Annotated in this window: 10 protein-coding genes; 4 read left to right on the top strand and 6 right to left on the bottom strand. The window is 66.8% G+C overall.

Features of this window, described 5'->3' with window-relative positions; all coding sequences use genetic code 11:
- Window positions 1-196 precede the first annotated feature (196 nt).
- Both AC5P7U_RS18850 and AC5P7U_RS18845 read left to right on the top strand, forming a co-directional pair.
- Window positions 197-2248 carry a glycoside hydrolase family 97 protein gene (locus AC5P7U_RS18850; protein ID WP_197563835.1) on the top strand — a complete coding sequence of 684 codons (2052 nt, stop codon included), beginning with the start codon at window positions 197-199 and terminating at the stop codon, window positions 2246-2248.
- Window positions 2249-2499: 251 nt separating this feature from the next.
- The gene (locus AC5P7U_RS18845; RefSeq protein ID WP_197565036.1) at window positions 2500-5268 is read left to right on the top strand and encodes a TonB-dependent receptor; all 2769 of its coding nucleotides are present in this window, start codon (window positions 2500-2502) and stop codon (window positions 5266-5268) included.
- A gap of 121 nt (window positions 5269-5389) precedes the next feature.
- Here AC5P7U_RS18845 and AC5P7U_RS18840 read toward each other — a convergent pair whose 3' ends face one another.
- The 3 genes from AC5P7U_RS18840 to AC5P7U_RS18830 all read right to left on the bottom strand — a co-directional run bounded on the left by AC5P7U_RS18840 (window position 5390) and on the right by AC5P7U_RS18830 (window position 8127).
- Window positions 5390-5536 (bottom strand): hypothetical protein, encoded by a 147-nt coding sequence (locus AC5P7U_RS18840; RefSeq protein ID WP_197565035.1) that lies wholly within the window; start codon window positions 5534-5536, stop codon window positions 5390-5392.
- Between the two features lie 18 nt (window positions 5537-5554).
- Window positions 5555-6358 carry a hypothetical protein gene (locus tag AC5P7U_RS18835; RefSeq protein ID WP_414554718.1) on the bottom strand — a complete coding sequence of 268 codons (804 nt, stop codon included), beginning with the start codon at window positions 6356-6358 and terminating at the stop codon, window positions 5555-5557.
- 155 nt (window positions 6359-6513) lie between these two features.
- A complete protein-coding gene (locus AC5P7U_RS18830; RefSeq protein ID WP_197565034.1) occupies window positions 6514-8127 on the bottom strand; it encodes an alpha-glucosidase in 1614 nt (537 codons plus the stop codon).
- Window positions 8128-8341: 214 nt separating this feature from the next.
- Here AC5P7U_RS18830 and AC5P7U_RS18825 point away from each other — a divergent pair, with 214 nt between their 5' ends.
- Window positions 8342-9340 (top strand): polyprenyl synthetase family protein, encoded by a 999-nt coding sequence (locus AC5P7U_RS18825; RefSeq protein WP_008266913.1) that lies wholly within the window; start codon window positions 8342-8344, stop codon window positions 9338-9340.
- A gap of 76 nt (window positions 9341-9416) precedes the next feature.
- On the opposite strand, the gene AC5P7U_RS18820 is transcribed toward AC5P7U_RS18825, so the two are convergent.
- The gene (locus tag AC5P7U_RS18820) at window positions 9417-10202 is read right to left on the bottom strand and encodes a dienelactone hydrolase family protein (protein ID WP_197564012.1); all 786 of its coding nucleotides are present in this window, start codon (window positions 10200-10202) and stop codon (window positions 9417-9419) included.
- Between the two features lie 130 nt (window positions 10203-10332).
- Here AC5P7U_RS18820 and AC5P7U_RS18815 point away from each other — a divergent pair, with 130 nt between their 5' ends.
- Entirely contained in the window at window positions 10333-10926 is a 594-nt protein-coding gene (locus AC5P7U_RS18815; protein WP_006423457.1) for an SMI1/KNR4 family protein, read from the top strand.
- Between the two features lie 52 nt (window positions 10927-10978).
- Here AC5P7U_RS18815 and murD read toward each other — a convergent pair whose 3' ends face one another.
- Window positions 10979-12388, bottom strand: coding sequence for a UDP-N-acetylmuramoyl-L-alanine--D-glutamate ligase (gene murD / locus AC5P7U_RS18810; protein ID WP_006423456.1), 1410 nt, complete (start codon window positions 12386-12388; stop codon window positions 10979-10981).
- Entirely contained in the window at window positions 12369-13721 is a 1353-nt protein-coding gene (gene murL / locus AC5P7U_RS18805) for a UDP-N-acetyl-alpha-D-muramoyl-L-alanyl-L-glutamate epimerase (RefSeq protein ID WP_006423455.1), read from the bottom strand. Before murL ends, murD begins: the two co-directional genes overlap by 20 nt.
- Window positions 13722-13794 lie beyond the last annotated feature (73 nt).

The following is a 13794-nucleotide window of genomic DNA, read 5'->3' as shown; positions in this document are numbered from 1 at the left end:
CTCTGCACGCGTTGTAGGTCCGCACCGCAGTTGCCGGCGGGCGGGCGCGGCCCCTCCCTCAAGGAGCCCTGGCCCCATGGTAGACGCGGGGCTGTCGGCTGCGCCCAGCTGCATACGTATTCATGGCGTTGCGCGATAGCGCACCCGTCGCACTGGCTTATGGTCCGGGTCTGCCAACGGCGCCTTGGGAGGGGAAATGCCGATGTCACCCACTGCTGTACGCGCGGTGTTCGCGCACGTGCTCGGGCTGGTCCTGCTGGGCCTGGCCGCGCTCGCAAGCGCCGCGCCGCAGGTCGTCAGTGTCGAATCGCCGGGCAAGGTGCTCAAGGCCAGCCTGGTGCTGGACGGCGGCACCGCCCGCTACCGCGTCGAGCGCTTCGGCGAGACCGTGGTGGAGGATTCCAAGCTCGGCTTCGCCCTGCGCGGCGGCCACCTGGACCGTGATTTCACCATGCTCGGCCAGCAGCGGCGCAGCGTCGATGACACCTGGGAACAGCCCTGGGGCGAGCGCCGGGTCACCCGCAACCACTTCAACGAACTGACCGTGCAGCTGGCCGAGACCACCGGCAGCAAGCGCCGGCTGGATGTGGTGTTCCGCATCTACGACGATGGCCTGGGCTTCCGCTACGTGTTCCCCGAGCAGCCGAACCTGCGCGAGGCGATCATCGATGACGAGCTGACCGAGTTCGCCATTGCGCCGGAATCGACCGCCTGGTGGATTCCTGCCGGCGAACCGATCCACTACGAATACCTGTACCAGCGCACGCCGCTGCGTGAGGTGCCGCTGGTGCATACGCCGATGACCCTGCGCAGCCGCGACGGCCTGCACGTGGCGATCCATGAGGCGGCGCTGGTGGACTACGCCGGCATGTGGCTGCGCCGCACCGAGGGCCAGCGCCTGCGCGCGCAGCTTTCGCCCTCGGCCGAGGGTTGGAAGGTGCGCCGCGCCCTGCCCTTTGCCACGCCGTGGCGCACGCTGCAGATCGCCGACCGTGCCGGCGGGCTGGTCGAATCGGACCTGATCCTCAACCTCAATGAACCCAATGCGCTGGGCGATGTGAACTGGGTAAAGCCGGCCAAGTACCTGGGCGTGTGGTGGTCGATGCACCTGGACAACGAAAGCTGGGCGACCGGCCCGAAGCACGCCGCCACCACTGCGAAGACGAAGAAGGTGATCGACTTCGCCGCCGCGCATGGCTTCCGCGGCGTGCTGGTGGAAGGCTGGAATCCCGGCTGGGATGGCAACTGGGTTGGCAACGGTTACGACTTCGACTTCACCCGTGCCACGCCGGACTTCGATATCGAGGCGCTCTCGGCCTACGGCCTGAAGAAGGGCGTGCACCTGATCGGCCACCACGAAACCGGCTGCGCCATCGAGCACTACGAAGACCAGCTGAGCGCCGCGCTGGACCTGTATGCGCGGCTGGGCGTGGACCAGTTCAAGACCGGTTACGTCTGCGATGACGGCCAGGTTGACCGTCGCAATCCGAGCGGCGGCGCGCTGTGGCGCGAGTGGCACGACGGACAGTTCATGGCCCGCCACCACCTGAAGGTGGTACAGGAGGCCGCGCGCCGGCACCTGTCGGTGAACCCGCATGAGCCGATCAAGGACACCGGCCTGCGCCGCACCTACCCGAACTGGATCTCGCGCGAAGGCGCGCGCGGCATGGAGTACAACGCTTGGGGCCAGCCACCGAACCCGCCCGAGCATGAGGTCAACCTGGTGTTCACCCGCATGCTGGCCGGCCCGTTCGACTACACCCCCGGCATCCTCAGCCTGAAGGGCCGCCACGGCCAGGCCATTCCCAGCACGCTGGCGCGGCAGCTGGCGTTGTACGTGGTGCTGTACAGCCCGATCCAGATGGCCGCCGACCTGCCCGAGCACTACCTGCAGCACCGCGAGGCGTTCCGCTTCATCGAGGACGTGGCGGTGGACTGGGAGCAGAGCCGCGTGCTGGATGGCGAGGTGGGCGACTACGTGACGATCGTGCGCCGCGACCGCAACAGCCGTGACTGGTTCCTGGGCAGCATCACCGATGAACACGGCCGCGTGCTGCCGGTGTCGCTGGGCTTCCTGGAACCGGGCGTGCGCTACCGCGCCGAGATCTATCGCGATGGCGAGGGCGCCGACTTCCGCGCCCATCCGTTCGCGTTCGTGCGCGAAACCCGCGAGGTGACCAGCGCCGATGCACTGACGCTGGTGCTGGCACCGGGGGGTGGGCAGGCCATCCGCTTCACTCCGCTTTGAATGCCCCGGTAGTGCCGGCCGCTGGCCGGCAACCCGGTGAACGTGATTGCCAGCCAGCGGCCGGCACTACCGCAAGTACTGTCTGAAAGCGATTACACCCCTGCAAACGCCATTGAATACGTATGCAGGGTGATTCCCGCGAAGAACGCGCTGCCTACCATAGCGGCGACGACAGCGGCCACCGCGTCGCACGTCCACGGTCACTCCGGGACGTTCACGAATCGATCTGCAACATTGCCTGGGAGGGGAAAATGTTGAACCACAAGCGCAGTGCGCTGAGTCTCGCGCTGGCCGTTGTGCTGGCGCCGACGCTGGCGTCGGCACAGTCCACGCAGAGCACCACCACGCCGGTCGGCACCGCCGCCACCAACCTGGATACGGTGCAGGTCACCGGCATCCGCCGCGGCATCGAGAGCGCGATCGCGGTCAAGCAGGACGCCACCTCGGTGGTCGAAGCGATCTCCGCCGAAGACATCGGCAAGCTGCCCGACGTCAGCATCGCCGAATCCATTTCGCGCCTGCCCGGCCTTGCCGCGCAGCGTGTGGCCGGTCGTGCCCAGGTGATCAGCGTGCGCGGCCTGTCACCGGACTTCGCCACCACCCTGCTCAACGGCCGTGAAGTGGTCAGCACCGGCGACAACCGCGGCGTCGAGTTCGACCAGTACCCGTCCGAACTGGTCAACGGCGTGACCGTGTACAAGACCCCGGATGCCGCACTGGTCGGCCAGGGCCTGTCGGGCACCATCGACATGCAGACCGCACGCCCGCTCAGCTTCGGCGAACGCGTGATCGCGGTCAGTGGCCGCTACCAGAAGAGCTCGCTGGGCCGCGCCGCCAACGTCGATCCGTACGGCAACCGCTTCAGCGCCAGCTACATCGACCAGTTCCTGGACAGGACCCTGGGCATCGCCATCGGCTACGCGCACAGCGACATGCCGATCCAGGAAAACCAGGTCGGTCTGTACGAGCCGTGGACCACCGAACACACCGACAAGGGCGAGCGTCGCGGAATCGCGCCGGGCACCTACTTCACCGATGGCATCAAGGCGCTGCGCCGCACCGGCAACAACAAGCGCGATGGCGTGATGGCCACCATCCAGTTCCGGCCCAACAACAGCTGGACCAGCACCTTCGACGCGTTCCACACCGAAGCCGAGCAGATCGATACCGCCAACCAGTTCGAGCTGAGCCTCAGCGGCAACGGCGAGGACAGCAACAACCCCAATGCGATCCTGCCGGTGTTCAGCAATGTCGGCCGCAACGCCGATGGCAGCTTCACCGGCGGCACGATCAACAATGCGTATCCGCTGGTGCGCGGCATGTACAACAAGCGCAAGGACAAGATCGATGCGTTCGGCTGGAACAACGAGATCAACGTGGGTGGCGTGAAGCTGGTTGCCGACCTGAACTACTCCAAGGCCACCCGCCGCGAGATCAACCTGGAGAACAACCTGCAGCTGGTGCCGCGCCCGCAGTTCGACACGATCGGTGTCGTCGTGAACAGCGATGGTTTCTCGCAGATCAGGCCGGGCCGGGATTACTCCAATCCGGAAAACCTGTTCCTGACCAACACCATCTATGGTTCCGGCTACGGCAAGGTGCCGGAGGTGGAGGACCGCCTGAAGGGCGCCAAGCTGGCGGCGACGCTGCCGGTTCCCGAGGCCATGTCCAGCTGGTTCTCCGATGTGGACGTGGGCGTGAACTATGCCGACCGTCGCAAGCAGAAGGCGCAGGCCGAAGGCAACATTCTGCTCGGTGCACAAGGCGAATCCACCATCGCCCCGGACCTGCAGTATCGCCCGGTCAATCTCGGCTTCGCTGGCATCGGCTACATCCCATCGTGGAATGTGCCGGCTGCGGTGGGGCGCTACATGACCTTCAACCCGGTCGACAATCTGGACTACCTGATTCCCAAGTCGTGGACGGTCGAGGAGAAGATCACCACTGCGTGGGCGCGCCTGAACATCAATACCGATATCGGCGTGGTCGGCGTGCGCGGCAACGTTGGCGTACAGATGCAGCACACCGACCAGAGCTCGGATTCACGCTACTGGGACAGCTCGCAGCCGGCGGGCAGCAACATCCAGCCCTTCTCTGCCGGCAAGACCTACAAGGATTGGCTGCCGAGCTTGAACCTGGTGTTCATGTTCCCGCACCAGCAGACGCTGCGTTTCGCCGCTGCCAAGCAGGTGGCACGCCCGCGCGTGGACCAGATGCGCGCCGGCCTGGAGTTCGGCGTGGATACCAACAATGGCCGCCCCGGCGGCAGTGGCGGCAACCCGCTGCTGGACCCCTGGCGTGCCACCGCACTGGACCTGTCCTACGAGAAGTACTTCGGCGAGAAGGCCTACGTGGCCGCGGCGATTTTCTACAAGGACCTGAAGAGCTACGTCTACACCCAGTCGGTGGACAACTACGACTTCAGCGGGCTGCTTGGCAACTACGTACCGCCGCCGGGCATGACCGCGCCGGTACAGACCGTCGGCACGTTCTCGACCCCGCAGAATGGCAAGGGCGGCACGTTGAAGGGCCTGGAACTGACCGCGTCGTTCCCGCTGGACATGCTGACCGACAGCCTGCGCGGCTTCGGCGTGCAGGCCAGCGCGACCTTCAACAAGAGCGACATCACCATTCTGGATCCGGAGAGCGCGTCCAGCGTGGGCACCGATCCGATCAGCCTGCCGGGCCTGTCCAAGCGCGTGTACAACTTCACCGCCTACTACGAGCGTAGTGGCTTTGAAGCACGCGTGAGCCAGCGCCGCCGTTCGGACTTCATCGGTGAAATCGGCAACTTCAACGGCAACCGCACCCTGCGCTACGTGGTGGGCGAGAACGTGACCGATGCGCAGGTGAGCTATACCTTCAGCGACAGCAGCGCCCTGCGTGGCCTGACCCTGCTGCTGCAGGGCAGCAACCTGACCAACGAACCGTACCGCACCTACGCCGGCAGCAAGGACCGCCCGCTGGAGTACATCGAGTGGGGCCGCACCTACATGCTGGGCGTGAACTACAAGTTCTGACCTGGCCAAGGTAGTGCCGGCCGCTGGCCGGCAACACAAGGGAAGCAGGGCCGCAAACCCGCTGCGCAGGCAGCGGGTTTTCTTTTGCATCGGCGCTGCCGTGGATGGATGCGGAACCGGCTCATCCTGCTTCGCAGGTGACCAGCGCGGCGCAGCTGATCGCGATGACCAGTATCAGCGCCAGCAGGATCCACCCACTGGATCGGCCAAGGGCGTGGCCAGCAGGGTTCAGCGCAACGAAAATGATCTGGCCCAGCAGTTCCCACATGGCAGAACCGGTCCCTGCTCAGAACTCACCCGATGCCAATTCGATGAACGAACGCTGGCGACTGGCGGCGGTGATGACGCAGGAGTGATAGACCCGATGCCCGGAGACACCCGTGACATAAGCAACGATCTGGACTGACATCTGGGCGACATAGGACCAGCCAGGTACCCATCCCACCGGCTTCGGCACGAGGCTGAAGGCAGCAGAGCAGTCCATGATGTGTTTGGTTGCCTCACCCAGAACGTGCCCCACCTCGGTGTTCATGTTCCAACCTGATGCCAGTTCGGCAGACCAGATCACGGCTGCCACCGACCGCATGGCGGCCTGCTCTTCCACGCCCGGCAATGCCAGGATCGATGCAGGGGCACGCTCTTCCAGCGAACGCTCGGTGGAACGCGAATGACCAGGAGACAGCTCAAATCGCTTCGCCCAGATCAGCAGCACGCGCTGTTGAAGCTCACCGGAGGTCGAGAAGTAACGCACCGCTCGGTCTTCAGCGTTGTAGTACGCCGCGTGCAGGGTGCCATCGGGGTAGACCACGACCGCCGCAGCATGATGCCCGGGGAACCCCAACCGCCACCCATCAAGCAGCAACCCTCCCTCTTTCAGCGGCACCGGCACCGCCGACTCATCGAAATTGCGCCGGAACGCGCCATATTCCGGTCCGAGCAACTGCTTCAAGCCGGGCACCACGTCGGAACCCTCAAAGGCATCCTCCAGCGCCGGACCCACGGTCACGATGGGCGTGGCGCAGACAGGGGAGGCGACAGACAGCGCCGCAGCCAGCGCCAACAGGCGCAACAGGGAAGTGAAGATACGCATCGGAGTTCCGCCGTGCTGGGAGGGCCATCAGTGTTTTCGCCTGCCCTGCCCCGCGCCATGCCAGAAGTTGGAAAGTCGTCGCCACCAGCGGCCCACAAAAAAGGGACGGGGCGCTTCGGCCCCGTCCCCGCAAGTACCGCCACCGGAGAAAACGGTCAGCTGCGTCGGGCGCAATACACCGCACGCGGCGGCAGCTGGAGTTCATTGCCCTGCACCGTGCCCGCATCCGGGCCCGGCACCGCCACCTGCTGCCAGTTGCCCGGCGGCAGCGGATGGCTCACCGCCTCGGCCGACAGGTTGAACGCCAGCAGGAGGGTTTCATCTGCAAGCATACGCTCGAACAGCAGCACTGGCTCGGCACTTTCGATGAATCGGATGCTGCCGTGCAGGAGCGCCGGCTGGCCACGCCGCCAGACCAGGAACGCTCGGAACGCGGCCAGGACCGAGTGCGGGTCGCGCTCCTGCACCGCCACCGCCGCGGCCCGGTGCTCGACCGGGATCGGCAGCCAGGGCTGGCCCGAGGTGAAACCGGCCAGCGGCGCGTCGGTCCACGGCAACGGGGTGCGGCAGCCATCACGTCCCTTGAAGTTGGGCCAGAAGGTGATGCCGTAAGGGTCCTGCAGGGCCTCGTACGGCACCTCAGCCTCGGCCAGGCCCAGCTCCTCGCCTTGGTACAGGCAGACCGAGCCACGCAGCGAGCACAGCATCGCCACCAGCATCCGCGCCAGGCGCGGGTCGGCCGGATGGCCGCCCCAGCGGCTGACCGCCCTTTCCACGTCGTGATTCGAAACCGCCCAGCACGGCCAGCCTTCGGTCATCGCCGCTTCCAGGCGCGAGACCGTGTTGCGGATGTAGGCCGCGCTGTAGTCGTCCACCAGCAGCTCGAAGCTGTAACCCATGTGCAGGCGACCGTCACGGGTGTACTCGGCGGTGGTGGCCAGCGAGTCCTCCGAGGAGATCTCGCCGAGACTGACCGCCCCTGGGTACGCGTCCAGCAGCGCGCGCAGCCGCTCCAGCAACGGCAGATTCTCCGGCTGGGTGTTGTTGTAGTAGTGGTACTGGTAGGCGTACGGGTTGTCCGGGCTGAAGCCGCGGCCCACCCGCTTGTCGGCAGGCTTGGGCGGGTTGTCGCGCAGCTGCGCATCGTGGAAGCAGAAATTGATCGCATCCAGGCGGAAGCCGTCCACGCCGCGATCCAGCCAGAAGCGCACGTTGTCCAGGGTCGCCTGCTGCACGTCCGGGTGATGGAAGTTCAGGTCCGGCTGGTCGACCAGGAAGTTGTGCAGGTAGTACTGCTCGCGGCGCGGCTCCCACTGCCAGGCACCGCCGCCGAACAGCGACAGCCAGTTGTTGGGCGGCGTGCCATCCTCGCGCGGGTCGGCCCAGACGTACCAGTCCGCCTTGGGGTTACTGCGGTCCTGGCGGCTCTCGCGGAACCAGGCGTGCTCGATCGAGGTGTGGCTCAGCACCTGGTCGATCATCACCTTCAGGCCCAGGCCATGGGCCTTGGCCAGCAGGCGGTCGAAGTCGTCCAGGCGGCCGAACAGCGGATCGACGTCGCGGTAGTCGGCGATGTCATAGCCGAAATCGGCCATCGGCGACTTGAAGAACGGCGAGATCCAGATCGCGTCCACACCCAGCGTGGCGATGTGGTCCAGCCGCTCGATGATGCCCGGCAGGTCGCCGACCCCGTCGCCGTTGGCGTCGAGGTAGCTGCGCGGGTAGATCTGGTAGATGACGGCTCCGCGCCACCATGGATAGTGCGACATCGACAGCCCCCCTCCGGGCATGCGTGACCCGCCGGAAGCGGGCCGAAATCCTGTTCCGGCAAGCTTAGCGGTGGCCTCCACGGCATGGCGCAACCTGCATACGTATTCACGCAGGCAGCTGGTCGGCCCGACCCAGGCCTGCCATCCGCCCCGGTTTGCGCCCGAATTCACACCCAGCGCCTATAATCGGCGGTGAGCCTGAAAGCCTGATCGCATGACCATCACCGAAGACACCCGTCCCGCCCTGGGCCTGCCCCAGATCCAGTCGCTTGCCGCGGCCGACATGGCCGCCGTCGACGCCCTGATCCGGCGCCGCCTGTCCTCGGACGTCGTGCTGATCAACCAGATCGCCGACCACATCATTTCCGCCGGTGGCAAACGCCTGCGCCCGATGCTGGTGATGCTGGCCGGCCACGCGGTCGGCCACGCTGGCCCGGACCACCACCAGCTGGCGGCGATCATCGAGTTCATCCACACCTCCACCCTGCTGCATGACGACGTGGTGGACGAATCCAACCTGCGCCGTGGCCGCAGCACCGCCAACGCACTGTGGGGCAACGCGCCGAGCGTGCTGGTCGGTGACTTCCTGTACTCGCGCAGCTTCCAGCTGATGGTCGAACTGGAACGCATGCCGGTGATGCAGATCCTGGCCGATGCCACCAACCGCATTGCCGAGGGTGAAGTGCTGCAGCTGCTGCACGTGCACAACCCGGATACCGACGAAACCGCCTACCTGCGCGTGATCGAGCGCAAGACCGCGGTGCTGTTCGCCGCCGGCACCCGTCTGGGTGCGCTGGCCAGCGGTGTGGACGAAGCGACCCAGCAGGCCCTGTTCGACTACGGCATGCACCTGGGCTACGCGTTCCAGATCGCCGACGACGTGCTGGACTACTCGGCCAACGCCGACGAACTGGGCAAGAACCTCGGTGATGACCTGGCCGAAGGCAAGGCGACGCTGCCGCTGATCCACGCCATGGCCCACTCCGATGACGCCACCCGCGAGCGCCTGCGCGCGATCGTGCAGGACGGCGATGCCTCGGCGATGCCGGAAGTTCTGGCCGCGATCCGCGCCACCGGTGGCCTTGAGTACAGCCGCCGTCGCGCCGAGGAATACGCGGAAGCCGCCGAGCGCGCGCTGGACGGCCTGGCCGACAACGATGCGGTGGCCGCGCTGCGTGGCCTGGCCCGTTACGCGGTGCAGCGCTCGCATTGACGCAGGCGTGCCGACCAACGGTCGGCACCTAGCGCCGCTGTGGGTGGGTGCCGACCGTTGGTCGGCACGCCTTTCTTTACAGGAAACGTTCCTCGAAGAACTCATCCAGCGCCTTCCACGCCCGCTTTGCCGCCCGTTCGTTGTATTGGCAGCCCGGCGGGCTGTTGGCATCGCGCTCGGCGAAGCAGTGCACCGCGCCGCTGTAGTTGGTGAACTCCCAATCGACCTTGGCCGCGTTCATCTCTTTCTGGAAGCCGGCGATGTCCTCGGCGGTCACGCTCTTGTCGTCGGCGCCGTTGAGCACCAGCACCGAGGGATGGCTGCCACCGGCCTGCGCCGGCAGCGGCGAACCCAGCCCACCATGCAGGCTGACCACGCCGGCCATCGGCGCACCGGCACGGGCCAGCTCCAGCACCGTGGTGCCGCCGAAACAGAACCCCACCGCGCCGATCCGGCTGGCATCCAGCGGCGCCTTGCCGGCCTGTGCCTTGAGCACGTTCACCGCCTCCAACGCGCGTGCGCGCAGCAGGGGCCGGTCGTTGCGCAGTTGGGTCGCCACCGGCCCGGCCTCGGCATCGGTCTTCGGCCGCACGCCCTTGCCGTAGACATCGGCCACCAGCACCACATAGTCATCGCCGGCCAACTGCTTGGCCTTCTCGATCGCCGATTCGTTCACGCCTTTCCAGTTCGGCACCATCACCAGGCCCGGACGCTTGTCGTGCTCGCCATCGTCATAGACCAGCACACCACTGAAGGTCGTGCCCTGGTGCTTCCATTCCACCGGCTGCGTCTTCATCGCCGCCCACGCCGGCATCGCCGCCAGCCCCAGCATCACCGCCACACCGCATCGCCAACGATTCATGCGCCTGCTCCGCAAAGAAGGGGACGGAGGGGATCAAGACGTATTCGCCCCTCCCACGTCGCATTCTGCATTGGCGACGTGACGCAGGTGTGGTTGGATACGACTTGATCCCCTCCGTCCCCTTTTTTGCATGAACCTTGCTGATCGCTTTCTGTCCGGACTGATCCCACGCCTGCCCGCCGATGACGCCCCCCAGTGGGCCCATGTCCACGGCGCCCACGCCGACGACCTGCAGCGCCTGCGCGCGCAATGGCCACAGGTGCCGGACAGCCTGGTCGCGCTGCTGTCGCGCGTGGATGGCACCCACTTCCGCGAGTACCCCGGGGGCGAGGTCTGTGTACTGATGCTCGGCTCGGACGTGGAAGACGGCGGCTATCCGTACTACCTGCGCTCGGTCGCGCAGATGTTCGAGGACCAGCAGCAGTGGGACGACAGCATCCGTTCGATCTACGAGGAATGGCTGGATGACGAGCCGGAAATCCTCGGCGACGGCATCGATGCCGACCTGCCGATGAATCGCCGCCTGTGCTTCTCGCACTGCATGAACAACGGCGGCACCTCGATGCTGTACCTGGATTTCGATCCCGCGCCGGGTGGCTGCGTGGGCCAGGTCGTGCGCTACCTGCATGACCCGGACAGCTACGCGGTGATCGCGCCCAGCTTCGATGCGTACCTGCAGCAGCTGATCGACGGCGACTACGCGTTCATCGAAGACGAACAGTAGAGCCACGCCATGGGTGGATGCGGCGCCCCCGGTTGCCGGCCAGCGGCCGGCACTACCCGATGCCCAACCCCGGAATCGCGCTGATGGTGTCCGGATCGAATCCGGCCAGTTCGGCGAAATGGCGGCCACGCGCCACGTAATCGCGGTAGGCGCCGAAGCTCGGTGCGCCCGGCGACAGCAACACCACGCCGCCCTGCTCGCCCAGCGCCGTGCGTGCCAGCGCCATCGCCTCCGGCAGATCAGCGGCCGCGTGCAGGCCGAAGCGACCGGTATCGGCCAGCGGTTGCAGCATCGCGTGGATGCGCGGGCCATTGCTGCCCATGGTCACGATCTCCACCGGCGGCACGTCATGCGCCATGTGCTGCATGAAATCGGTCCAGTCCAGGCCACGGTCGTGCCCGCCCACCAGCAGCGCGATGCGCTGGCCGGCAAAGCATTCCAGCGCGGCCAGGCTGGCGTGCGGCGTGGTGCTGATCGAATCGTTGACGAAGGTCAGGCCATCGGCCACACCGACGCGCTGCAGGCGGTTCGGCAGCGGGCGGAAGTCCTGCACCGCCGGTGCCAGCGACACCGCATCCAGGCCCAGCGCTTCCAGCGCGGCCAGCACCGCGCACAGGTTGCCGCGGTTGTGGCGGCCCGGCAGCGGCGTGTTGCGGGTATCGAACACGGGCTGTTCGCCACGGTGCACGACATCGCCACGCATGTGCCAGCCCTGCGGCTGGTTGAACCAGACCAACTCGCTGTCGGGCAGCGACAGCGCGGCCAGGTGCGGATCGGCCGCATTGAGCACGGCAATACGCGGCGCCGCTTCGGTGACCAGCCGCAGCTTGTCTTCGATGTAACGCTGCTCGCTGCCGTGCCAGTCCAGGTGTTCCGGGAAAAGGTTCAGCACCACCGCCACCTGCGGATGGGCGCCACTGCGCGCCACTTCGCCGGTCTGGTAGCTGGACAGCTCGACGGCCCAGTACTCGGGCGCCGGCTGCGGGTCCAGCACTTCCAGCAGCGGCAGGCCGATGTTGCCGACCAGGCCAGTGCGATGCCCCGCCGCGCGCAGCAGGTGCGCGACCAGCGCGGTGGTGGTGCTCTTGCCCTTGGTGCCGGTCACGCACACGGTGTCGTGCACGATGCCGTCGTCGGCCGCGTGTTCGGCAAACCACAGCGCGGTGCCGCCGATGAAAGACGTGCCCTGCTCCGCCGCTGCCAGCGCGATCGGCTGGTAAGGGCTGATGCCGGGCGACTTGATCACCACGTCGAACGCCGCCAGCGCTTCGGCCGAGGGCTCGCCACGCACCTCCAGCGCGCCCTGCGTTTCCGCCCGCGCGGCCTCGGCTTCAGCAGCCGGACAGAACAGGCTCAGCGGCAGCGACGGCAGGCGCTCACGCAGCACGGCGAACGCCGCACGGCCCTCACGACCCCAGCCCCACAGCGCAACGCGCTTTCCCTCAAGCTTCGAAATCTTCACGCACCCGTTCCCACAGCGCAGCCGGAACGCGATGCTCGCCCTGCAGCTGCAGCAGCGGCGCCAGTTCCAGTTCGGCGGCGTCCAGCTGCGGCTGGATCTCGTTGCAGAAGCGCTTCACCAGCACGTCTTCCTTCCATTCCGGGCGCTGCGCCAGCGTCGCCATCGCCGCACGCGATTCGCGGCCTTCGCCCACGCACTCGAACGGCTTGTGGTCCTGGAATTCCAGCAGCGCATCGAAGCCCCCGGCCTGCTCGGCATCATCCAGCAGGTTGCGGCCAAAGATGCGCACCAGGCGCGTCTTGGGCATGAACGGGGCCAGCGCCAGGAACACGAAGTGGCACTTCGGGCAGACGCCGCACCAGCGGTTCACCGGGCGCTCGCCAAGGATGTGGAAGTTGCGGTTGCAGCTGGAGAAGTGCGCGTCGTAGAAATCGGTCTTGGCGAACTGGCGGGCCACCGCCAGCTCCGACATCGGCCGCAGCAGCGAGTAGTAGTGCAGGTCTGCGGCGACGTGCGCCTGCACATGGCTGCCGAACGCCTGCTCGAATGCCCAGCCCTTCGACCACTGGTGGTTCACTTCACCGGTGCCCGGAATCTGGCTGCCGTAGCTGGCCGAGCGTTCGTTGGAGAACACCACCTGGTCCACACCCTGCAGCAGCGCGGCCAGCACCATGATCGCCGAGTTCACCGCCGTGACCGGGATATGACCGTTCCAGGCGCCCTGGCGGTTGAGTTCGAACAATTCCGGCGCCAGCGCGCGGCCCAGGTTCAGCGTCGGCAGGCCGGTACGCTCGGCACAGGCGCGGATCAGCTGCGAGCCCCCGATCCAGGTCACCGTCTCGTCCACGCCGGCACGGCGCAGCGCTTCGATGCTGACCAGCGAATCCTTGCCGCCGCCGATGGCCACCAGCGCATGCGGCTGCAGGCCCAGCACTGGCGCCTGCACCGCTTCGCCCTGTACCGGCAGGCGGAAGCGCCCGCGCAGGTTCAGGCCGTTGCGGTAGGCGAATTCGCCCAGGCCGTTGAGGTAGACCGTCTCCACCAGCGCCGCGGTATCGGCATCGATGGCGTAGCTGTCGATGCTGACCGTCTCCGGCACGCCCGCCTTGTAGTAGCTGACACCGGCAATCAGGTGCAGCAGCTGCAGCGCGCGCTGCACGGCCGCAGCACGCGCCTCGTCCAGCACGAACGGGGCGCCGGGCACGGTGATGGTTTCCACCATCTCCGGGCCGTCATCGAAGGCGTAGACCAGCCTGGCCACGCCGGTATCCGCAGCAAATTCGCAGCGGACGAAGCGGAAGCGGGAAACCTGGTGTTTGTCAAAAGCAGTCATGGTGTATCCGGTCAGGCACGGGTCCGCGGGATGGCGCGGGGCGTGTCGGTGGGCGGGTGCAGTGCGCGGGTGG

The organism is Stenotrophomonas sp. YJH_SMC_57 (assembly GCF_059369755.1).
Note: the sequence above shows the minus strand (reverse complement) of the source record. Positions and strands in the feature narration are given on the sequence as shown.

Excerpts from the sequence above, each read along its gene's own strand:
- AC5P7U_RS18850 (WP_197563835.1), top strand. The coding sequence starts at position 197 with ATGCCGATGTCACCCACTGCTGTACGCGCGGTGTTCGCGCACGTGCTC.
- AC5P7U_RS18845 (WP_197565036.1), top strand. The coding sequence starts at position 2,500 with ATGTTGAACCACAAGCGCAGTGCGCTGAGTCTCGCGCTGGCCGTTGTG.
- AC5P7U_RS18840 (WP_197565035.1), bottom strand. The coding sequence starts at position 5,536 with ATGTGGGAACTGCTGGGCCAGATCATTTTCGTTGCGCTGAACCCTGCT.
- AC5P7U_RS18835 (WP_414554718.1), bottom strand. The coding sequence starts at position 6,358 with ATGCGTATCTTCACTTCCCTGTTGCGCCTGTTGGCGCTGGCTGCGGCG.
- AC5P7U_RS18830 (WP_197565034.1), bottom strand. The coding sequence starts at position 8,127 with ATGTCGCACTATCCATGGTGGCGCGGAGCCGTCATCTACCAGATCTAC.
- AC5P7U_RS18825 (WP_008266913.1), top strand. The coding sequence starts at position 8,342 with ATGACCATCACCGAAGACACCCGTCCCGCCCTGGGCCTGCCCCAGATC.
- AC5P7U_RS18820 (WP_197564012.1), bottom strand. The coding sequence starts at position 10,202 with ATGAATCGTTGGCGATGCGGTGTGGCGGTGATGCTGGGGCTGGCGGCG.
- AC5P7U_RS18815 (WP_006423457.1), top strand. The coding sequence starts at position 10,333 with ATGAACCTTGCTGATCGCTTTCTGTCCGGACTGATCCCACGCCTGCCC.
- murL (WP_006423455.1), bottom strand. The coding sequence starts at position 13,721 with ATGACTGCTTTTGACAAACACCAGGTTTCCCGCTTCCGCTTCGTCCGC.